General features: G+C 69.3%; 22 protein-coding genes, 1 other RNA gene and 1 pseudogene. 9 read left to right on the forward strand and 15 right to left on the reverse strand.

Features of this window, described 5'->3' with window-relative positions:
• Window positions 1–2 precede the first annotated feature (2 nt).
• Window positions 3–200: a hypothetical protein gene (locus AB0J66_RS27525; protein WP_364666269.1), complete on the reverse strand. Its 198-nt coding sequence runs from the start codon at window positions 198–200 to the stop codon at window positions 3–5.
• Window positions 201–705: 505 nt separating this feature from the next.
• Between AB0J66_RS27525 and AB0J66_RS27530 the strand changes: the two genes are divergently transcribed.
• A complete protein-coding gene (locus AB0J66_RS27530) occupies window positions 706–1,092 on the forward strand; it encodes a VOC family protein (protein ID WP_364666272.1) in 387 nt (128 codons plus the stop codon).
• Here AB0J66_RS27530 and AB0J66_RS27535 read toward each other — a convergent pair.
• The 4 genes from AB0J66_RS27535 to AB0J66_RS27550 form a co-directional block, all read right to left on the reverse strand.
• Window positions 1,089–1,682, reverse strand: a complete 594-nt coding sequence (locus AB0J66_RS27535) for a class I SAM-dependent methyltransferase (protein WP_364666275.1) — start codon at window positions 1,680–1,682, stop codon at window positions 1,089–1,091. The two genes, AB0J66_RS27530 and AB0J66_RS27535, sit on opposite strands and share 4 nt — an antisense overlap.
• Window positions 1,683–1,755: 73 nt before the next feature.
• Complete coding sequence (gene mctP, locus AB0J66_RS27540; protein ID WP_364666278.1) at window positions 1,756–3,399, reverse strand: monocarboxylate uptake permease MctP; 1,644 nt, start codon at window positions 3,397–3,399, stop codon at window positions 1,756–1,758.
• Window positions 3,396–3,614, reverse strand: coding sequence for a DUF3311 domain-containing protein (locus AB0J66_RS27545; RefSeq protein WP_364666280.1), 219 nt, complete (start codon window positions 3,612–3,614; stop codon window positions 3,396–3,398). The genes mctP and AB0J66_RS27545 overlap by 4 nt, the downstream gene beginning before the upstream one ends.
• Before the next feature lie 122 nt (window positions 3,615–3,736).
• Window positions 3,737–4,966, reverse strand: a complete 1,230-nt coding sequence (locus AB0J66_RS27550) for a glycoside hydrolase family 18 protein (RefSeq protein WP_364666283.1) — start codon at window positions 4,964–4,966, stop codon at window positions 3,737–3,739.
• 311 nt (window positions 4,967–5,277) lie between these two features.
• Here AB0J66_RS27550 and AB0J66_RS27555 point away from each other — a divergent pair.
• Window positions 5,278–5,409, forward strand: a pseudogene (locus AB0J66_RS27555) (epoxide hydrolase); the annotation flags it as partial.
• 4 nt (window positions 5,410–5,413) lie between these two features.
• On the forward strand, window positions 5,414–5,674 hold the full coding sequence (locus AB0J66_RS27560; RefSeq protein ID WP_364666286.1) for a hypothetical protein: 261 nt from the start codon (window positions 5,414–5,416) through the stop codon (window positions 5,672–5,674).
• On the opposite strand, the gene AB0J66_RS27565 is transcribed toward AB0J66_RS27560, so the two are convergent.
• The 4 genes from AB0J66_RS27565 to AB0J66_RS27580 all read right to left on the reverse strand — a co-directional run bounded on the left by AB0J66_RS27565 (window position 5,661) and on the right by AB0J66_RS27580 (window position 8,794).
• Window positions 5,661–6,236, reverse strand: a complete 576-nt coding sequence (locus tag AB0J66_RS27565) for an NAD(P)H-binding protein (RefSeq protein ID WP_364666289.1) — start codon at window positions 6,234–6,236, stop codon at window positions 5,661–5,663. The genes AB0J66_RS27560 and AB0J66_RS27565 overlap by 14 nt on opposite strands.
• A gap of 101 nt (window positions 6,237–6,337) precedes the next feature.
• The gene (locus AB0J66_RS27570) at window positions 6,338–7,492 is read right to left on the reverse strand and encodes an AI-2E family transporter (RefSeq protein ID WP_364666292.1); all 1,155 of its coding nucleotides are present in this window, start codon (window positions 7,490–7,492) and stop codon (window positions 6,338–6,340) included.
• Between the two features lie 51 nt (window positions 7,493–7,543).
• Window positions 7,544–7,938, reverse strand: an RNA gene (gene rnpB, locus AB0J66_RS27575) — RNase P RNA component class A.
• Between the two features lie 91 nt (window positions 7,939–8,029).
• Window positions 8,030–8,794, reverse strand: coding sequence for a sulfite exporter TauE/SafE family protein (locus AB0J66_RS27580; protein WP_364666294.1), 765 nt, complete (start codon window positions 8,792–8,794; stop codon window positions 8,030–8,032).
• A 26-nt stretch (window positions 8,795–8,820) separates the two neighbouring features.
• Here AB0J66_RS27580 and AB0J66_RS27585 point away from each other — a divergent pair, with 26 nt between their 5' ends.
• Window positions 8,821–9,396: an AAA family ATPase gene (locus AB0J66_RS27585; RefSeq protein WP_364666297.1), complete on the forward strand. Its 576-nt coding sequence runs from the start codon at window positions 8,821–8,823 to the stop codon at window positions 9,394–9,396.
• Here AB0J66_RS27585 and AB0J66_RS27590 read toward each other — a convergent pair.
• From AB0J66_RS27590 to AB0J66_RS27610, 5 genes are all read right to left on the reverse strand, one after another.
• On the reverse strand, window positions 9,380–9,817 hold the full coding sequence (locus tag AB0J66_RS27590) for a hypothetical protein (RefSeq protein WP_364666300.1): 438 nt from the start codon (window positions 9,815–9,817) through the stop codon (window positions 9,380–9,382). The two genes, AB0J66_RS27585 and AB0J66_RS27590, sit on opposite strands and share 17 nt — an antisense overlap.
• Window positions 9,818–9,919: 102 nt before the next feature.
• Window positions 9,920–10,831: a threonine/serine dehydratase gene (locus AB0J66_RS27595; protein WP_364666302.1), complete on the reverse strand. Its 912-nt coding sequence runs from the start codon at window positions 10,829–10,831 to the stop codon at window positions 9,920–9,922.
• 9 nt (window positions 10,832–10,840) lie between these two features.
• The gene (locus AB0J66_RS27600) at window positions 10,841–11,899 is read right to left on the reverse strand and encodes a type I glyceraldehyde-3-phosphate dehydrogenase (protein ID WP_364666305.1); all 1,059 of its coding nucleotides are present in this window, start codon (window positions 11,897–11,899) and stop codon (window positions 10,841–10,843) included.
• A gap of 329 nt (window positions 11,900–12,228) precedes the next feature.
• A complete protein-coding gene (locus AB0J66_RS27605; protein ID WP_364666308.1) occupies window positions 12,229–12,657 on the reverse strand; it encodes a MarR family transcriptional regulator in 429 nt (142 codons plus the stop codon).
• Between the two features lie 65 nt (window positions 12,658–12,722).
• A complete protein-coding gene (locus tag AB0J66_RS27610) occupies window positions 12,723–13,928 on the reverse strand; it encodes an MFS transporter (RefSeq protein ID WP_364666310.1) in 1,206 nt (401 codons plus the stop codon).
• Window positions 13,929–13,998: 70 nt separating this feature from the next.
• Here AB0J66_RS27610 and AB0J66_RS27615 point away from each other — a divergent pair, with 70 nt between their 5' ends.
• Genes AB0J66_RS27615 through AB0J66_RS27630 form a run of 4 tightly spaced genes read left to right on the forward strand, consistent with a single transcriptional unit; the run spans window position 13,999 to window position 17,331 of the window.
• Window positions 13,999–14,901 (forward strand): LysR family transcriptional regulator, encoded by a 903-nt coding sequence (locus tag AB0J66_RS27615; protein ID WP_364666313.1) that lies wholly within the window; start codon window positions 13,999–14,001, stop codon window positions 14,899–14,901.
• Between the two features lie 10 nt (window positions 14,902–14,911).
• Window positions 14,912–16,042 carry an ABC transporter permease gene (locus AB0J66_RS27620; protein ID WP_364666316.1) on the forward strand — a complete coding sequence of 377 codons (1,131 nt, stop codon included), beginning with the start codon at window positions 14,912–14,914 and terminating at the stop codon, window positions 16,040–16,042.
• 32 nt (window positions 16,043–16,074) lie between these two features.
• The gene (ribA, locus tag AB0J66_RS27625) at window positions 16,075–16,665 is read left to right on the forward strand and encodes a GTP cyclohydrolase II (RefSeq protein WP_364666319.1); all 591 of its coding nucleotides are present in this window, start codon (window positions 16,075–16,077) and stop codon (window positions 16,663–16,665) included.
• 57 nt (window positions 16,666–16,722) lie between these two features.
• Window positions 16,723–17,331 (forward strand): M15 family metallopeptidase, encoded by a 609-nt coding sequence (locus AB0J66_RS27630; RefSeq protein WP_364666321.1) that lies wholly within the window; start codon window positions 16,723–16,725, stop codon window positions 17,329–17,331.
• Between the two features lie 2 nt (window positions 17,332–17,333).
• On the opposite strand, the gene AB0J66_RS27635 is transcribed toward AB0J66_RS27630, so the two are convergent.
• Entirely contained in the window at window positions 17,334–18,131 is a 798-nt protein-coding gene (locus AB0J66_RS27635) for a methyltransferase domain-containing protein (protein WP_364666324.1), read from the reverse strand.
• A 112-nt stretch (window positions 18,132–18,243) separates the two neighbouring features.
• On the opposite strand from AB0J66_RS27635, the gene AB0J66_RS27640 reads away from it, so the two are divergent.
• Window positions 18,244–19,266, forward strand: a complete 1,023-nt coding sequence (locus AB0J66_RS27640) for an aspartate-semialdehyde dehydrogenase (protein ID WP_364666327.1) — start codon at window positions 18,244–18,246, stop codon at window positions 19,264–19,266.
• The last annotated feature ends 105 nt before the right edge of the window (window positions 19,267–19,371 follow it).

The raw sequence follows: 19,371 nt of genomic DNA on the forward strand, positions 1-19,371 counted from the left end.
CGCTACGAGGCGCTGACCTGGCCCGCACCCTCCTGCGCCTGCGGCCCGTCCTGCGAAGAGATCGCCGTCGACATCAGCGCGGCGGCAACCGGCTCGGTCTCGATGACCTCCTCCGGGGAGCGAAGCTTGGGCGGCGCCGGCATCCACGGCTTCAAGTTCTGAATGACCTGCTCGTAGAAGTCGTCGATGGCGGAGAGCATCGACTCGAGCGGATCAGCCTGATCGGGGTCGGCGACGCCGCGATACTCCTTCTGCGTGACGGCTCCCGCGCGATGTCCAGGTGCAGGTCGTTGTCGCCGGTCTTCACTTCCACTCACGCTGCCCGCGGGTCACTCGAATAAGCCCGGCTGGAAATTTGGTGTCCCCGAGCTTGAAAGAAACTTCAATGTAGGTTTGTACCGACCCGGTCGGCGCGCCGAGGGGTTGGATGAGCGCCCGGCCGAGCTCATCACCGCCAGAAGCGCCGAGTTGCTCGTCGTTCCTGTTCGACGGCAGATGTTAGGAATGGCCATATGGCCTATCCCGTCTGCGTACTACATAGGACGTTTATATTCTTGCCGGGAATTGATCTTTAGCGGCGAGCCTGCTCTACCATTGATGATCTTCGTTTGCAAGGGGAATCAGCACACAGCTGATCCGGTCGCGCTGGGGCGGTTCTCCGGATTGAATGGAGGGTGGCAGCGGAAAGCAGAAGGGAGCCGCAGGGTGGCGCTCAGGAGCCGTAAGCAGTGGTGGGGCGTGACCCTGGATGCGCCGGACGGGGTGGAGCTGGGGCGCTTCTATGCTCGGCTGCTCGGCTGGAAGTTCTTTCCGGCGGACAATGGGCTGGGCGGGGCGGTCGCACCGTCCGAGGATGCCGGGTACAACCTCGGGTTTCAGACCGAGAAGCAATACGTACGGCCCGTGTGGCCGGCCGAGGCCGGTAAGCCGCAGATGTCGATGCACCTGGAGATCGAGGTGGACGATCTCGAGGAGGCGGTGGCCCACGCCATTTCGGTGGGGGCCGAGGAGGCCGGCTATCAGCCTCAGGAGACGGTGCGGGTGATGCTCGATCCGGCCGGGCATCCGTTCTGCCTCTACACGGACGACTAGTTCACGAAGTCGAAGAGGCGCGTGCCGGGAATCGGGGGCCGGGGGTCCGCCGACAACCGGTGCGTGCCGACCCGGAATTTGGCGTCGGCGGGCTCGGTGAAGGCGACCTCCTCGAAGCCGGAAGCTGCGAAGCACTCGCGCACGAAAGCCGCCGACGCGCCGGCCCGGGTCCAGATGACGTGACCGCCTTCGTCCAGCAGGGTCGGCAAGGCCTCGATTGTCCGGCGGACGTCGTCGTCGCTCACATTCCCGAAGACACCGCAGGCCAGCACCAGGGAAGCGGGAGCGGCCGAGAGGTACGCGTCAATGCGGCCGGCGTCCTCATTGCGTACCGCCAAATGCCGCAAGCCCAACCGCGCGGCCTGCGCCTCCGCCTGTCGCGACAGCGACGGATCGAGTTCCACCAGAATGCCCGACGCGTCCGGCGGTAGCAGGGGCAACACGTCACGACCGTCACCGGCGCACATGCTGATGACGCGCGGCTGCGACGGCAGAACCGCCCGGATGTGTTCCTGCACGACACTTAGCCGGCGGGCCAGCGAGGAGCCCGGAATCTCGTACTCGGCATGCCACTGCACCCAATCCGTCACCCGGACATCATGGCGAAAGCGCCGCGCCCTCGGGGGAAGGCGCGGCGCTTTCTTGACCCGGGAGCGGGCCGGTTCAGGTGGACGACGGCGTTTCGACGGCGGTCAGGTCGCGGTCGATGCGCGGGTCGCCCTCGTCGGCGAAGTAGTCGTCCTGTGTGGTGCCGTCGACACCGGCCGGCGTCTTGGTGGCCCGCAGGATCAGCGTGACGATGACCGCGATCAGCAGATTGACGATGACCGTGACGAATCCGACGTAGATGGTGCGCTTGGTGTCGAAGCCGAATTCGGAGAGCGGGAACGCGGAGCCGCCGAAGTGGGCGCGTTTCGTGGCCGGGTTCGGGATCTGCCACAGCATCCACATCGACAGGCCCATGCCCACGACCCAGCCGGCGATCAGGGCGCCGCGGTGCAGCCAGCGGGTGAACAGGCCCAGGGCCACCGCGGGGGCGGTCTGCAGGATGATCACACCGCCGATGAGCTGCAGGTCGATGGAGAACTGGGGGTCGAGGAAGACGATGCAGGCGACCGCGCCGACCTTCACCACCAGTGAGGTGATCTTCGAGACGCGGGCCTCGTCGGCGTGCGACGCGTCCTTGCGCAGGTACTCCTTGTAGATGTTGCGGGTGAACAGGTTGGCCGCGGCGATCGACATGATCGCGGCCGGGACGAGGGCGCCGATCCCGATCGCGGCGAACGCGACACCGGCGAACCAGGCCGGGAACTGCATGTCGAACAGCAGCGGTACGACGGTGTTGCTGTCCACCGTGCCCTGGGTGGCGCCCGGCAGCGGCTTGACGCCGGACGCGATGGCCGCGTAGCCGAGCAGCGCGAGCAGGCCGAGCAGGAAGCTGTAGGCGGGCAGGGCCGACATGTTCCGCTTGATGACGTTGCGGTTCTTGCTGGCCAGCACGCCGGTGATGCTGTGCGGGTAGAGGAACAGGGCCAGCGCCGAGCCGAGGGCCAGCGTCACGTACTGGACCTGATTGTTCATGTTGAGCGTGATCCCGTCGGTGGCCGACGGGCTCGCCTCGAATTTCGCCTCGGCCGCGTCGAAGATGCTGCCCCACCCGCCCAGCTTCGTCGGCAGGTAGATGACCGCCACCAGAATCACGATGTAGATCAGGGTGTCTTTGACGAAGGCGATGAGGGCGGGCGCCCTCAGACCCGACTGATAGGTGTACGCGGCCAGGATCGCGAACGCGATGATGATGGGCGCATGCCGTGCGAGCAGACTGTCGCCGGTCACGCCCATCGTCTTGAGCACCGCTTCGATGCCGACGAGCTGTAGGGCGATGTACGGCATGGTGGCCACGATCCCGGTGATCGCGACGAGCAGCGCCAGCGTCGGCGAGTCGAACCGGGTGCGCACGAAGTCGGCCGGGGTCACGAAGCCGTGCCGGTGCGACACCGACCAGAGCCTGATCAGGATCAGGAAGAACATCGGATAGATGATGATGGTGTACGGAACCGCGAAGAACCCGGCCGCGCCGGCCCCGAAGATCAGGGCGGGTACGGCCACGAACGTGTACGCCGTGTAAAGGTCACCGCCGACGAGGAACCAGGTGATCCACCCGCCGAAGTTGCGCCCGCCCAGGCCCCACTCGTCGAGGTGGCCCATGTCCTTGGGCGCCCGCCAGCGCGCGGCCACGAAGCCCATGCCGCTGACCAGCAAGAACAGGATCGTGAAGACGACGATCTCGGTGATGTGGTCGCTCATGGCCGCCGCCCCCGCTTGGACATCTGGTAGACGAGCGTCGTGGTGCCCACACCGACCAGGATGAACAGGAACTGGATCCAGTAGAACGCCGGGAAGCCGAACAGCCGCGGCTCGTCCCGGTTGTAGACGAAGGTCAGGACCGGGACCACGATCGGGATGAGCAGCAGCCAGTTCCAGGGACTGCGGTCGCTCCGCTTTGTTTCAGGCTCCGCCATCGCCCGAACCTCCTCGTCAGCGCTTGTGCTGTACGTCACGCTAACGAGGAGGGATCAAACCGGGCGATCACCGTGCGCCGAGCGGTTTCGGGCGTGCGCCGAACGGCTTACCGTGGGCGGCTTTATTTCAGGCCGGCGTGCACCGCCTTGGTGAGTGACGCGTTGTCGTCATCGCCGTCGAGTGACCACATCATCGCGCCGCCCAGGCCCTTGGCCCGGATGTAGAGCGCCTTCTGGATCATCTGGGCCGGGTCGTCGTAGGTCCAGAACGTCGTGCCGTCGAACAGCCAGGCGTGGCCGGCTCGCAGATCACGGTAGAGCTTGAAGCCTTCTTTCGTCTTGACCGTCTTGTAGTCCTCGGTGCCGGCGGCGAAGACTCCGGGCGCCGGGCCGGTCGCCGGTGCGAACAGGCCGTTGCCCTTCTGCGTGACCCCGGTCCAGCCCTGGCTGTAGTAGGGCAGGCCCAGAACCAGATCCTTCCTCGGCGCTCCGGCTTTGATCCACGCGTTGATGGCGACGTCGACGGAGAAATCGGGGTTGTCCGGCGCGTTCTTCGGCACGAAGAGGGCCGACTGCTGGTTCGTACGGGTCTCCCACGAGCCGTGGAAGTCGTAGCCCTGCACCGTGCCGAAGTCGAGGTACTTGAAGATCTTGTCGCCCTCGAACCCGGCCGCGATCTTGGCCGGGGCCGCGGGCAGGAAGGCCGTCAGGTCGTACCGGTGCCTGGTAGTCCTGCTCAGCCGGTCGAGCTGAGCCCGGAACTCGGCCGTGAGCAGCGTGAAGTTCCGCTTGTCCTCGGGCCGGATCACGTTGCCGGCGTTGCCCTCCGACCCCGGCCATTCCCAGTCGAGGTCGACACCGTCGAAGATCCCGGCCCCCGCCCCCGCCGGCAGACCCGGCAGGTTGCCCTTGATCCACAGATCAAGGCAGGAGCTGACGAGCTTCTTGCGCGAGGCGTCGGTCAGGGCCGCGTCCGAGAAGTACGCGGACCCGCTCCACCCGCCCAGCGAGATCAGCACCCGCAGCTTCGGGTTCTTCTTCTTGAGCTCGGCCAACTGGTTGAGGTTGCCGGCGATCGGCTGCCCGGCCACATCCCCGACGCCGTCCACACTGTGCGCGTCGTCGAACGAGGTCCCCCAGTCCGCCCACGGGTCCGCGCTCACGCAGAGCCCGTCGGCCGTCACCGGCCCGAAGGCGTAGTTGAGGTGGGTCAGCCGCTGGGCCGCCCCGGAGTTCTGAACCTTGCTGAGCTGGAAGTCCCGGCCGTAGATCCCCCACTGCGTGAAGTACCCGACCTTGACGTATGACTTGCCGGTCGCTTGCGCCGGTGTAGCTGCAACCGTCGCGCCCACGGCGGCCAGAGTAGCCACCGCAACGAGACGGCGTGTCCATGCACGCATAAATCCTCCACCAGGAAAGAAAGTTTCCTAATCGAGGAAGTTAAAGCTCTCACTGCATGGAAGCAATGTCTTCCGCCGGACCTCTTGCCGCCGCCTCGCCGCCAAATCCATCGATTGCCTGGCATCTGGGGTCAAGCCGACCGCCGCCGGGCCACCGCCTTCTGCCCCGCGAGCCGGTTCGCGTCCAGCCCGCCATCTCCGTAGCTGAACCGCCATGCCGCCAGGTCCACGACCCGAACCACGGCCGCCAGATCATCCAGGACAGCTGGGTCGAGGCCATCTATCCCACCCTCAGCTATTTCAACGAGGCGCCCCGCGGCGGCCACTTCGCCGCCTGGGAGGAACCGGACCTGTTCGCCGCCGAGCTGCGGGCCGCCTTCCGCCCTCTACGCTGACACCATGACGGATCCGGAACTGTCCGCCCTCCGAGCCCGAGCCGCCACCGGCGACCAGGACGCGGTGGACCAGCTCGTCGAGCTGGCCGGCGAACGAGGCGATCTCGACGAGCTCCGCCGCCTCTCCGCCGCCGGCAGCAGCACCGCCACCGACGAGCTGGTCCAGCTGGCCGAGGAGCAGGGCAACCTCGACGAGCTCCGGCGCCTGGCCGAAGCCGGCAACGAGGACGCCGCCGACATCCTCACCGAACTCACCGACGAGTAGCGGCCATGCTCGCCCAGTCCTCGAAGGTGATGCGGCCGAGGCGGGCGGGCCCGAGCGGGACCAGGGAGTCCGGCTTGATCGGTACGCCGAAGTAGCCGGCCCCGGCGTCCGGCTGGACGGGGCGTTCGTCACCCTCTGCGGTGACGGTCGGGCCGATGAAGCGGGCGAACGTCCCGCGCTCCGGCCCGGCGATCTCGACCGCCCCGTCGAGCGGAGCGGCGGTGACGACCTCGGCGAGGGTGGCGGCGACATCGTCGGCGGCGATCGGCTGAAGGTCGGCGGTGGGCACCACGATCGCGTCGTCCTGGGCCATGCCGGCGCTCATGGCCGTGAGGTTCTCGAAGAACTGGGTGGACCGCACGATCGTGTAGGGCAGGCCCGACTCGGCCACGAGCCGCTCCTGGGTCGCCTTGGCGTCCAGGTAGCCGGGGTACGGGAGCCGGTCGACGCCGACGATCGACAGCACCACGTGGTGCCGCACGCCCGCCGCCCGCCCGGCGTCCAGCAGGGTCCGGGTGGAGGTGCTGAAGAAGTTCATGATCACGTCAGGTTCGAAGACCACCCGGTTGGTGACGTCGATGACCGCAAAAGATTGTCCGAGTCAAGGAGACTGTGACGAAGAAGATGACCGGCGCGGTCGAGTGGGGCCTGCGTGAACAGGCCTTAGTCCGCGGTGCGCGGGAGGCCGGCCGGAGGCACTCCGTTGTGGAGAGCCGAGGGCGGCGTTCCATCATCGACGGGGGTCTTGTTCTCGCCGACCGTGGGCTCGGGCTTGAGCCGGCCGCGGCGGGTGTCCCAGATGTCGCGGGCGATGATCTGCACGATGCCGGCGACCGGGATGGCCAGCAGGGCGCCCAGGATGCCGGCCAGCTCGACCGCGATCAGGATCGCGATCAGCACGGTGAGCGGGTTCACCTTGACCGTGCGGGCGAAGATCAACGGCTGCAGCAGGTGGTTCTCCAGCTGCTGGTAGAGCACGAAGAAGACGATGACCACGATGCCCGCGGTGGTGGACTCGACGAACGCCGCGAGCGTGGCCACGACCGCCCCGAGTGTCGCGCCGACCAGCGGGATCAGGTCGACCAGTCCGACGAAGAGGGCGATCAGCCCGGCGTACGGCACCCCCATGACGGCCAGCACGGCGTACGTCAGGGCCCCGCAGATGATGCTGATCAGCAGGTTGCCGGTGATGTAGCCGGTGACGGTCTTCGCGCAGTCGTGCCCGACCCGGCGGATGCGCTCGGCCACCTTCTCGTCGAAGAGGGCGAGGAACCCGTTCACGACCTTGTGGGCCTCCAGGACCATCAGGTAGGCCAGCACGAAGATCGTGACGATGCCGGCCACGCTGGTCGCCGCGCCGCGTAGCAGGCCCAGCGTGGGCGCTCCCAGCCCGGAGGCGTACTGGCGGAACTGGTCGGCGTGGTCCTGCGCGTACTGGAACAGGTTGTAACGCTCGATCAGGCCGCCGACGGGACCGCGTCCCGACCGCGCGTCCTCGATGATCTTCGGGAAGTCCTGGGCTACCTGTAACCCCTCCTTGATCAGGGGCACGAGGAACAGCGTGACCAGGCCGCCGATCAGGATCAGGGCCAGGAGGAAGACCAGGAGGGTGGCCAGCCACCGTTTGCCGAAGGCGGCGCGGCGCTCGACCCAGTTGACCGCCGGGTGCAGCGCGACGGCGAAGAAGACGGCGATGAGGATCCAGGTCAGCACCTGGCTGGTCGCCCGGATCAGCAGCAGCACCAGCAGGGTGGCCAGAACCAGGCCGATCACGACCAGGGTGCGCCGAGCCACAAGGGCCGTGTCACGATTACTCACCGTGTCGGGCTACCCGCAGCCCACCTCGACAAACGCGAATGTCCAGGGCGACGGACGAGTCGGCCTGTACGCCGGATTCTGTACCAACCGAAGCTGGTGGCGGCCATCCATCTCGGCCTGCCGTTGCCGGCAGGGCTCTTGCGGCCTACCCGCAGGCTCGGGCGAGCAGCCCTCGAACGCCTGCGCCGGCCCGGATCTTCCGATCCCGGCCTTGCTTGGCCTTGCTCCGGGTGGGGTTTACCTAGCCACCCCGGTCACCCGGGGTGCTGGTGAGCTCTTACCTCACCGTTTCACCCTTACCGGCCCCGTGGGGCCGGCGGTCTGTTCTCTGTGGCACTGTCCCGCGGGTCGCCCCGGGTTGCCGTTAACAACCACCCTGCTCTGCGGAGTCCGGACGTTCCTCGGCGGCACCCCGAGGGCGCCGACGCGGCCGCCCAGCCAACTCGTCCGTCGCGCCTCCATCCTACGGGTCCGGGCTCGGTCACCCTCGCGGCCGGGTCCGGCTTTTGGCGGTACGCATCCAGCGGCGCTCCCGGGTCAGGTCAGGGCCCGGTACAGCAGGAGCAGGCCGATCGCTGTGCCGAAAGTGACGATCAGCGCGCGGAGCACGGCGGCGGGCAGCCGTTGGGCGAGCTTGGCCCCGAGGTAGCCACCGACGACGGTGGCGGGGGCCAGGGTGAGGACGGCGGCCCAGTTGACCGGGGCGAAGAACGCGAAGACCAGCAGCGTGACCAGCCCGACGACGGCGGAGAGCACGTTCTTCAGGGCGTTGATGCGGTTCAGGGGCTCGTCGAGGATCAGGGCGAGCGCGGCCACGTACATCACCCCCAGTGCGGCGCCGAAGTAGCCGCCGTAGATCGCGCCGACGAACACGACCAGCTGAAGGGTGACGGCAGCGCGGCGGGGGGAGAGGTGGCGCGGGTGGCCGACCAGGCCGCGCAGGCGCTGCTGGAAGGCGAGGGTGGCGGCCGCGCCGAGCACCAGGAACGGGACGATCAGCTCGAACGCCCGCGCGGGGGTGAGCAGAAGCAGCGCGCAGCCGCCGACCGAGCCGAGGACGGTGGCCGGGATGATCGCGCGCAGGCGAGGCGACTGGCCGGCCAGATCCGCTCGGCTGCCGACCACGCTGGAGACGTAGCCCGGGAAGACCGAGATCGAGTTGGTGACGTTGGCCGCCACCGACGGGAGACCGGTGGCGATCAGGCTGGGGAACGTGATGAGGGAGCCGCCGCCGGCGATGGCGTTCACCGCGCCGGCCGCCAGACCCGCGGCGATCAGCAGGAAAATGTGGGCGACATCCATGATGCGGTGAATCTACGCTCCAGGGCGTGGGGGATCTCCTGTTCGTGATCGGGCCGCCGGCCGTGGGGAAGATGACGGTGGCCGAGGCGATCGCCGCGCGGACCGGGTTCCGGGTCTTTCACAACCATCTGGCGATCGAGCCGGTGCTGCGCTTCTTCGAGTTCGGCACGCCGGCCTTCTCGCGCCTCGTGCAAGGTTTCCGCGACGCTGTGTTCGAAGAGGTCGCCGCCTCCGAGCTTCCGGGGCTGATATTCACCTACGTCTGGGCCTTCGACCTGCCGGGGGACGCGGAGAGCGTGCGCCGGTACGCCGAGCCGTTCGCCCGGCGCGGGGCCCGGGTCCTCTACCTGGAGCTCGAGGCCGCGCAGGAGGAGCGCCTGCGCCGCAACGTGGGTGAGTCGCGGCTGGCCGAGAAGCCGTCCAAGCGCGATCTCGACCGGTCGCGGGAGCTGCTGCTGCGGGCCGACCGGGATCATCGGCTCAATTCCGACGGCGAGTTCACGGACAACCCGGCCCATGTACGCGTCGACAGCACCCACCTGACCCCGGCGGAGGTCGCCGCGTTGGCCATCGACCGGTTCGGGCTCACAGGCGAAAGCTGACGCCGCCGCGCTCCTCCCAGGTCAGGGCGGGGGACGGCGCGAGCTGCGGGGGTTGGCGCAGGACCTGTCGGTAGCCCGGGGCCCGTACCTCGAAGGCGAAGTTGTGCCCATCGAGGTGCCACACGGGGTCGGGGCGGGCGTCGGGGGAGGGCAGCCGGTGGATGTCGGCGAGGTCGAGGGGCTCGGCCAGCGGGCCGAAGCCGCCCGCGATGCCCCACGGCGCGTCGAAGACCAGCGTGGCCGGGGCAACCCAGAAGCCCCCGGACGGCTCCCCGCCGAGCACGTAATCGAGGTCGAGCAGCAGCCTGACCTGCGGCTCCCCGGCCAGGCTGACCGCGTGGACCCGGCAGTCGGACCAGCCCATCCGGGGATAGTCGGCCTCGGTCCACGTCGTCCGGTCAAGTAGCGCCGCCACAGTCATCGCGACAGTATGCCGCACAAAGGCGGAAATATCGGACTTGGGCGCGGAGGCGCAAGGGCGCAGGCGCGGGGCGCGGGGTGCGGGCCCACGGGCGGGGCGCGGTCAGGCCAGGTCGGCGGGGTTGGTGTTGGCGCCGCAGATCAGGACGACGACGCGCTCGCCGGGGGCCGGCTTGTAGGCACCGGACGTGAGCGCCGCATAGGCCGCAGCCGTGCCGTGCTCGACGGCCAGGCGGTAGTCGTCCCACAGTGTGCGGCGGGCGTCGATGATCGCCTGATCGTCGACCAGCACCGACTCGATGTCGAAGGCCCGGGCCAGCTCGAACGCGATCTTCCCGGCCTGCCGGGCGCCGAGCGAGTCGGCGGCCACGCCGGACACCGGGACGTCGACCGGCGTGCCGGCGGCCAGGGCCGCGTGCAGGGCCGACGACGTCACCGGCTCGACCGCGACCACCTTCACAGCCGGGGCCAGCGCGGCGATCACGCCACCGATCAGGCCGCCGCCACCGACCGCGACCAGCACGGTGTCGAAGCCGGACGGAATCTGTTCCAGGAGCTCAAGGCCGATCGTCCCGTTGCCCGCGACCATGTTCGGATCGTCGTACGCGTGGCAGAACAGCGCCCCGGTGGCCGTCGCATGTTCGGTCGCGGCGACAAAAGCCTCCGCGTATTCGCTGCCGACCTGGGTGACGTGGGCTCCGAGCTGGCCCAGCTTGGCCACCTTGACCGCGGGCGCCGTCACCGGCACGAAGACCGTGGCCGCGAGGCCGAGCTCCCGGGCCCCATAGGCCGCGGCCAGGCCCGCGTTCCCGCCCGAGGCGGCCACGATGCCGGCCGCGGGCACGGACGAGGCGGCCAGGATCTGGTTGACCATGCCGCGGGTCTTGAACGACCCCGCGTACTGCGTCTGCTCCAGCTTGAACCACAAGGAGGGCGACACCTGCAGTACGGGGGTCCGCCGCACCCGGGCGCCGACCCGCTCGGCCGCCGCCCGTACGTCCTGAATCTCGATCACCCGACGACCCTAAGCGATGCTCCAGCTCACGCGCCGGGCCTCGACGGGTGATCGTTCACCCACCAGGCGTGCCAGGTCGAGTAATCGGTTGGAGAAGCCCCACTCGTTGTCGAACCAGCCGCGTACCTTGACCCCGCCGTCGGCCGTGGTCTGCGTGCCCGAGGGGTCGAACAGGCACGACGCCGGGTTGTTCTTCACGTCGACCGACACGGTCGGGTCCGGGTCGTAGGCCAGGATGCCGCGCAGCGGGCCCGCCGCCGCCTCGGCCATCGCGCGGTTGACCTCCTCGACGCTGACCGCCCGGCCGGTCTGCCCGGACAGCTCGGCCAGCGAGCCGATCGGGGTCGGCACGACGTAGTAGCTGTAGCGCATCTCGCCGATCTGCGGCAGGACGACCCGGACGAGATCACCGACCACGAAGTTGTGCGGGATGATGCTGTCGCCGGTGGCCCGGCCCAGTCGAGGATCGTCACGCGACGTGCTCATCACCGAGTCCTGCGGCTTCTGCCAGCCCTGGGTCGCGAGCACCACGGTCGAGTTCACCGCGCGTAACCCGAACCGGTCCAGCAGCACCTTGGCCATCACGGTCAGCGCGTTCACCCCGCACGAGCCGGGGGAGACGACATCGTGCTGCTCCGCGTCGTACGTGTCGTGGTTGACCCCGTAGACCAGGAACGCGTCCGGCTCGTCGGCCGAGGCGCTGATCACGACCTTGCGGGCGCCGCCGTGGGTGATGTGGGTGCGGGCCGTGGTGCCGGCCCGGAACCGGCCGGTGGCCTCGATGACGACGTCGACCCCGGCGTCCGCCCACGGAATGCGCTCGGGTCGTTCGTGATGGAACGCGCGGATTGCATGGTCATTGACGACGAGGTGATCGGCGCGGGCGATCGCGGTGCCCGGAAATGCGCCCCGAATGCTGTCCCGGCGCAGCCCGTAGGCCATTTTCTCGGTACTGGCAAGGTCATTTACCGCCGCAATTGATATTCCCGGATCGGGTGACGCCGCGACTATCCGGGTGATACTGCGGCCGATACGCCCGAATCCATTGATGCCGATCGTGACAGTCATCGAAGGCTCCTCGGCCGCTCTGAATCTCGCTGTGCCGTGCCGGCAGGGGCCCGTGAGTACCCGGTTTCCACCCGCCGTCACGCCCTCGACACTAAGAGTCGTGCAACTTGCACGTCAACGGAGGGCGCGTCACACGGTCGGCTTGATCCACATAAGACCTGGTGAGGCAGGGCCATAGTGCTGCAAACCTCCAATTGGTGCCCGTCGAGGCCCGGTGCGCCATCCGGATGAACGGTGCGCATTCCGGCCATCGGCCCTCGGTGGGCGCGACTAATTCGGTATCCGAGAATTTCAACCCGGGCTGGACCCTCACGGTATTCCGAAAGCGATCAGTGAGTGGCCGCAATCACCCGCGTGAGTGCCGCATGCAACGACTCCAGCTCCTCGATCGGCATGCCGAGACGGGCCACGATCGCGGGCGGGATCTTCTCCGCCTCGGCCCGGAGATCGCGGCCGCGCTCGGTCAGGTCGACCGCCAGGCTGCGCTCGTCGGCCGGGTCCCGCTTGCGGGTGAGATAGCCGATCGCCTCGAGCCGCTTGAGCAACGGCGAGAGCGTGCCCGGGTCGAGCTGCAGGAGCCGGCTGATGTCCCGGACGGACAACGGAGCGTGCTGCCAGAGAGCGAGCATCACCAGGTACTGCGGGTGGGTCAGGTTCATCGGCTCGAGCAGCGGCCGGTAGAGGCCGATCACGCTGCGCGACGCCACCGCCAGCGCGAAGCAGACCTGACGTTCGAGTTCGAGAGGGTCGTCGGACACCTTCGAAGCGTAACGCTTGGGGCGCAAATGATTGCCACCCCAAGCGTCGTGGAATCACCGGCGGATCATCGGCGGGCGCCGACTCCGATCGCCGCGAGGCCGGCCAGGAGGATTCCGCTGAACCAGAGCATCGCCGTGGTCGGGGCGACGTAGAGGGTCGCCACTCCCAGGCCGAGCACCGGCACGGTCAGCCCGGCGTAGCCGACGAGGAACAGTCCGGCCAGGGCCTCACCGCGCTCGGCGGCGGGGGCGGCCGCGGCGATCCGGCCGACGGCCGACTTGAACAGGATCCCGGCCCCGGCCCCGGCGATCGCCCCGCCGATCAGGAAGAGCGCGAGCGAGGTGGCGAGCATTCCGGCCGCCAGCACGACCAGCCCGGCGGCCTGGGCGACCAGTCCGATCGTGAAGCGCCGGTCCGCCGGCAGCAGGCCTGCGAGCGACTGGGCGGTCGCCCCGGCCGCGAAGACCAGGAAGGCGGTGAACCCGGCCAGCAGCCGGCTCGGGTGGTGCAGCCCGGCCGCCACGAAGCTGGGGGCGAGCGAGGTGAACAGCCCGAAGACGGCGAACGCGGTGAACGCTCCGGCCGCCGCGACCAGCGACTTCCCGCTCATCCGGACCCGTTGCGGCCGGTACTTCGGCTTCACCGCGGGCGCGGCCACCGTCTCGGGCACGGCGACGACGGCGACGACGCTGAGGGCCAGCAAGATCAGAAAGACGACGTACGGCGTACGCAGCGGAGCGGTCACGAACTGCGCGAGGAAGCCGGCGACGAGCGTCCCCGCGCCCAGCCCACCGAGGTTGGCCGCGGCCGAGACGACCTCGAAGCGGGTGCCGCCGGCCTGCGGCCGGTGCGCGGTGTGCAGCTCGAGCAGGTACGCGGTGGCGGTCGCGGTCAGCATGCCGACGCCGAGCCCGGTCAGCAGCCGGGCCACGATCAGCCCGGTCAGCGACGGCCAGGCCAGGAAGAGCGCTCCGGCCGCGATCTCCAGGGCCAGGGCCGGGAGCAGGACGCGGCGACGCCCGACCCAGTCCGAGATGTGCCCGGCCAGCAGCAGGGCGATGATCACCCCGACCGCGTACACGGCGAAGACGATCGTCACGGTGAACGACGAGAAGCCGTCGGCGGCCTGGTAGAGCGGGTAGAGCGGCGCCGGGATGGTCGAGAAGGCGAGCGCCACGAGGTAAACGACGGCGACCAGCCAGAAGGCGGCGCCGTGACGGGCCGACCCGGTGCGGGCACCGGTGGGGGCAGGCTTGGTCATCACGGTCATGAGGTGAGAGTGCGCCGAGCCAAGCATCAAGTCCAACGATGATCCATGCTTAGTAGCATCATCATCCGTGATGGAACTGCGGCACTTCGAGTACTTCGTGGCCGTCGCCGAGGAGCGCAACTTCACCCGGGCCGCGGCCCGGCTGCACGTCGTCCAGTCCGGCGTGTCCGCGGTGATCAAGGCGCTGGAGCGCGAACTCGGCGTACAGCTGCTGGAACGCTCCTCCAAGCGGGTCGACCTGACCGACGCCGGGCACGCGCTGCTGCCCCGGGCGCGGGCCGCGCTGGAGGCGGCGCAGGCAGCCCGGGACGCGGTCGACGAGGTGCGCGGCGGGCTGCGCGGGACCGTCCGGGTGGGCACCCTCACGTCCATCCCGCTGATCGACATGGCCGGGCTCCTCGGCGAGTTCCACCGCCGGCACCCGGGCGTCACCCTGCGGCTCAGCGTCTCCCCGCGCGGCTCGGTCGGGCTGGTCGAGCAGCTCGTCGACGGCGGCCTCGATCTCGCGTTCGTCTCGTGGCCCGGCCGGCCGCCCGCGGGCGTACGGCTGCATCTCCTCGACGAGCGGCCGCTGGACCTGGTCGTGCCGCTCGACCACCGGCTGGCCACGGCGGGCGAGGTCCGCATCACCGACCTGGCCGGGGAGTCGTTCGTCGACTTCCCCGCCGGTTACGGCAACCGGGTCGTGGTCGACCGGGCGTTCGCCACGGCCGGCGTGCAGCGCCAGGTCACCATCGAGGTGACCGACATCAGCAGCGCGGCCGGATTCGTCCGGGAAGGACTGGGGCTGGCCATCGTGCCCCAGTTCGCCGTGCTCGACAAGAGCGGCCTGGTCATCAAACGGGTGCCCGGCGTCGATCTGGCCTGGCCGCTCGGCATCGCGGTCTCGGCGCTGCGGCGGCCCAGCGCGGCCGCCCGGGCCCTGCTGGCCCTGATCGACCGAAACGGGCCCACGACGGCGGTTCGTCCGTAAAGCTGAGGAAATGGCGGAAGAACCACAAGCCGAGTCGGTGCTGGCGTTCCGGCGGTTCGCGCTGGCCGTCTGCCTGATCGGCGTTCTCGTCCAGCTCGGCCTGACCGCGTACTACCTCGGCATGGGCCACAAGGCCCAGCCCCACCACGTGCCGGTCGGGCTGGTCTCGCCCGCGAGCGAACGCGCGGCGGTGGTCAGCCTGCTGACCGAGAACGAGTACTTCCGGGTCACCGACTACGCCACCGCGGACGACCTGGAGATCGCGATCAAGCGCCGGGACGTGTACGGCGGAGTCGACATCACCGGCAACGAGCCGCACCTGTACGTCGCCAGCGCGGCCGGCGTCTCCGCCTCCACGCTGCTGCGGACCACTTTCACCACCGTCGTGCAGCAGCAGACGGCCGCGGCCCTGGCCGAGCTGGCCGATCAGGGCCGGACGATGCCGGTCGAGCGGGCGCAGGAGCTCAACTCGCCCCCGCCGGTCACCGACGTGGTCCCGCTGCCCGACGACGACGTCAACGGCGTCTCGCTGGGCTACCTGACCCAGGCGCTGGCCCTCGGCGGCACCGTGGCGTCGATGGGCCTGGGCCGGCTGATCCCCCGGACGAAACGGTCCTGGCGCCGGGGCATCGCCCACGTCAGCACCCTGGCGATCTACGCCGTGGCGTCGGCCGCGGTGGTCCTGTGGTCGATGGGCTGGTTCGGGGTGGGCACGACGGCCGACCGCGGCGAGATGCTCGCCATCTTCTCGCTGATCTCGCTGGCCATCACCGCCTCCACCGCGGGGGCGGTCGCCCTGCTCGGGGCGCCCGGGGCGCTGATCGGCGCCATGTACTTCACGCTGGGCACGGTGATCTCGGGGGCCAGCATCCTGCCCGAGTTCCTGCCGGCCTTCGGGCGGGTGCTCGGCGAGAATCTGCCGACCGGGGCGGGCGTGCAGGCGGTCCGCGACAACCTGTACTTCCCGAACGCGGAGATCCGGGAGCATCTGATCGTGCTCGGGCTCTACGCGGGGATCGGCGCCCTCATCGTCCTGATCACCAACATGCTGCCGAACCGGAAAAACCGTACCTCCGAAGTTGAACTTGAACTGGTCGAGCGGCTCGAGGGCTCCGAACGCCGGGAGTCGGTCAACATCTAATGCGGCTGACGCCGCTTCCGATCAAAGGCGGCATGCCTGTACGCACCCGGGTCCGTGTCCCGCTTCGTTTCGCCGACGGGTTCACCGCCACCGCCGACGTGATCACCTTCACCGGGCTGGTGGACGGGAAGGAGCACCTGGCCCTGCACTTCCCGGGTCCGGCCGAGGTGCCGCTGGTGCGACTGCACTCCGAGTGCCTGACCGGGGACGTCTTCGGCTCCGAGCGGTGCGACTGCGGACCGCAGCTGCGCGAGGCGGTGGGCCGGATCGCCGAGGTGGGCGGCTACCTGCTGTACCTGCGGCAGGAGGGCCGGGGGATCGGGCTGTACGCCAAGCTCGACGCGTACGCGCTGCAGGATCAGGGGCTGGACACCTATGCCGCGAACCGGGCTCTCGGGCGTGGTGACGACGAACGGGACTACGCCGCGGCGGCGCAGATGCTGGCCGATCTGGATGTCTCGGACGTCGATCTGCTGACCAACAACCCCGACAAGGCCCGCCAGCTACGCCTGCACGAGATCGCCGTACGCCGGGTGCTGCCGACCCGGGTGCACGCGACCCCGGCCAACCGGCGTTACCTGACGGCCAAGATCGAGCACACGGGCCACACCATCCGACTTTAGGTTCGCGCCTCAGGTTTCGAGCCCGGTGCCGAACAGGAGTGCGTGGGGATCGAGAGAGTGAACTCGCGCATCGCCGACATCCAGAGCCGGATGATCGCGCTCCAGACCCAGCAGGCCGCCAAGACCGCGCCGGCCCAGCCGACGACAACGCAGTCGACCGGCGGCAGCGGCGACGAATTCGCGGCCCAGCTCCGGCAGGCGCTGGCCGGCAACAATGCGCCGTCCACAGCGGCGGCGGCCAACAAGTCGTACAGCCTCAACAGCAAGGGCATCCCGACCGAGCTGGCCGCCTATGGCAACGGCAAGATCCCGGCCAACGCCCTCGAGCAGGTCGGCACCACTCGCCACAAACTGTGGGCGCCGGCCGCTCAGGGCCTCAACGACATGATCGCCGACGCCAAACGCGACGGCGTCAAGATCGGCATCACCGACTCCTACCGCCCGTTCGAGGAGCAGGTCGACCTGGCCCGCCGCAAGGGCCTCTACTCACAGGGCGGCCTGGCCGCCAAGCCGGGCACCAGCGAACACGGCTGGGGCATGGCCACCGACCTCGACCTCGACTCGAAGGCCCAGGCCTGGATGCGCAAGAACGCCGACAAGTACGGCTTCGTGGAGAACGTCCCGCGCGAGCCCTGGCACTGGGCCTACAAACCGAAGTCGGCCTGACGTCAGACCTTGATGATCAGCTCGCCGTGGAGCAGGGACATCCAGCCATCATCGGCGGCGGCCCAGGCGTGCCAGGCGGCCGAGATGCGCCGCAGATCCTCCTCGGTCGCGGCTCCTGTCCTCAGGGCCGTCGCGGCCATCTCCGATTTCAGGATGCGGTCGGCCCACATGCCGCCCCACCAGTCGCGGTCGGCCTGGTCGGCGAAGCACCACGTGCTCGACGTGGCGGTGACGTCGGTCAGGCCGGCGGCGTGAGCCCAGGCCAGCAGGCGGCGGCCGGCGTCGGGTTCGCCGCCGTTGCCGCGGGCGATCTTCTGATAAAGGGCCATCCACTCGTCCAGCTCGGGTAGCTCCGGATACCAGGCGAAGGCCTTGTAGTCGCTGTCGCGGACCGCGATGACGCCGCCCGGGCGGGTGACGCGGCGCATCTCGCGCAGCGCCGCCACCGGGTCGGTCACGTGCTGCAGCACCTGATGGGCGTGCACCACGTCGAAGCTGCCGTCGGCGAAGTCGAGGGCGTGCACGTCGCCCACCGCGAAGTCGACGGTGGCCAGGCCGCGCCGGGCGATCTCGGCCCGGGCCAGGTCGAGCGCCTCCGGCTTCACCTCCAGGGCGGTCACCCGGGCCGGTGTGACGAGCGACGCGAAGTCGGCCGTGATGGTGCCGGGGCCGCAACCGATGTCCAGGACGCTGACGCCGGAGGAAAGATGCGGCAGGAGGTAGGCCGCCGAATTCTCTGCGGTGCGCCAGCGGTGTGAGCGCAAGACCGATTCGTGATGACCGTGGGTGTACGTCGCCATGCCCCCGACGGTAAGCCCACTGTCCCTTCAGGTGGGACAAAAATCTCGCCATGTGGACCAGGGGCGGCTAAAGGATTTCTCGGTACGCACGTCAGGCCGTACTTTTGTCGTCATGAGGATCGGCATTGTGGGCGCGACGGGACAGGTGGGCGGCGTCATGCGGCGCATCCTGGCCGAGCGCGCTTTCCCCGTCAGTGAGCTCCGTCTTTTCGCCTCCGCGCGCAGCGCGGGCCGCACGCTTCCGTGGGGCGACGGCGAGGTGACCGTCGAGGACGCGGCGACCGCCGACTACCGCGGTCTCGACATCGTCCTGTTCTCCGCGGGCAAGGGCAGCTCCAAGGAGTACGCGCCGCGGGTGGCCGAGGCCGGCGCCGTGGTCGTCGACAACTCCTCGGCCTGGCGGATGGACCCCGACGTGCCGCTCGTGGTCTCCGAGGTCAACCCGGAGGCGGCCCGCAACCGGCCCAAGGGCATCATCGCCAACCCGAACTGCACCACCATGGCCGCCATGCCGGTGCTGCGCCCGCTGCACGACGAGGCCGGGCTGGTCGCGCTGGTCGCCACCACGTACCAGGCGGTCGGCGGGGCCGGGCTGGCCGGCGTGGCCGAGCTCGACGAGCAGGTCAAGAAGGTGGCCGACCGGGCCACCGAGCTCACCTTCGACGGGTCGGCGGTGGAGTTCCCGGCGCCGCGCTCGTTCGCCAAGCCGATCGCGTTCAACGTGCTGCCGCTGGCCGGCTCGATCGTCGACGACGGCCGCAACGAGACCGACGAGGAGCAGAAGCTCCGCAACGAGAGCCGCAAGATCCTCGATCTGCCGAACCTGCTGGTCTCCGGCACGTGCGTGCGGGTCCCGGTCTTCACCGGCCACTCGCTGCAGCTCAACGCCCGCTTCGAGCGCCCGCTGGACCCGGCCCGCGCTCGGGAGATCCTCGCGTCGGCCCCCGGCGTCGAGCTCTCCGAGGTGCCGACCCCGCTCGAGGCGGCCGGCCGTGACCCGTCGTACGTGGGCCGCATCCGCGCCGACGAGACGGTGGAGAACGGCCTGGCGCTGTTCGTCTCGAACGACAACCTGCGCAAGGGGGCGGCCCTCAACGCCGTTCAGGTCGCCGAGCTGGTCGCCGCCTCACTCTGATCGGCGCTTTTCGCACCGCCCCGGCCGGGTTACGGCCGGGGCGGTTTTTGTTGGGTATCCCTCATCCTCCAATGTGGAAATCTAGGACTTTTTGCCCGAATCGGT

Origin of the sequence: Actinoplanes sp. NPDC049598, from assembly GCF_040675435.1 — a bacterium.
GTDB lineage: Bacteria > Actinomycetota > Actinomycetes > Mycobacteriales > Micromonosporaceae > Actinoplanes.

Excerpts from the sequence above, each read along its gene's own strand:
- AB0J66_RS27525 (WP_364666269.1), bottom strand. The coding sequence starts at position 200 with ATGCTCTCCGCCATCGACGACTTCTACGAGCAGGTCATTCAGAACTTG.
- AB0J66_RS27635 (WP_364666324.1), bottom strand. The coding sequence starts at position 18,131 with ATGGCGACGTACACCCACGGTCATCACGAATCGGTCTTGCGCTCACAC.
- mctP (WP_364666278.1), bottom strand. The coding sequence starts at position 3,399 with ATGAGCGACCACATCACCGAGATCGTCGTCTTCACGATCCTGTTCTTG.
- AB0J66_RS27600 (WP_364666305.1), bottom strand. The coding sequence starts at position 11,899 with ATGACTGTCACGATCGGCATCAATGGATTCGGGCGTATCGGCCGCAGT.
- AB0J66_RS27620 (WP_364666316.1), top strand. The coding sequence starts at position 14,912 with ATGGCGGAAGAACCACAAGCCGAGTCGGTGCTGGCGTTCCGGCGGTTC.
- ribA (WP_364666319.1), top strand. The coding sequence starts at position 16,075 with ATGCCTGTACGCACCCGGGTCCGTGTCCCGCTTCGTTTCGCCGACGGG.
- AB0J66_RS27610 (WP_364666310.1), bottom strand. The coding sequence starts at position 13,928 with ATGACCGTGATGACCAAGCCTGCCCCCACCGGTGCCCGCACCGGGTCG.
- AB0J66_RS27545 (WP_364666280.1), bottom strand. The coding sequence starts at position 3,614 with ATGGCGGAGCCTGAAACAAAGCGGAGCGACCGCAGTCCCTGGAACTGG.
- AB0J66_RS27580 (WP_364666294.1), bottom strand. The coding sequence starts at position 8,794 with ATGGATGTCGCCCACATTTTCCTGCTGATCGCCGCGGGTCTGGCGGCC.
- AB0J66_RS27560 (WP_364666286.1), top strand. The coding sequence starts at position 5,414 with ATGACGGATCCGGAACTGTCCGCCCTCCGAGCCCGAGCCGCCACCGGC.
- AB0J66_RS27615 (WP_364666313.1), top strand. The coding sequence starts at position 13,999 with ATGGAACTGCGGCACTTCGAGTACTTCGTGGCCGTCGCCGAGGAGCGC.
- AB0J66_RS27590 (WP_364666300.1), bottom strand. The coding sequence starts at position 9,817 with ATGACTGTGGCGGCGCTACTTGACCGGACGACGTGGACCGAGGCCGAC.
- AB0J66_RS27640 (WP_364666327.1), top strand. The coding sequence starts at position 18,244 with ATGAGGATCGGCATTGTGGGCGCGACGGGACAGGTGGGCGGCGTCATG.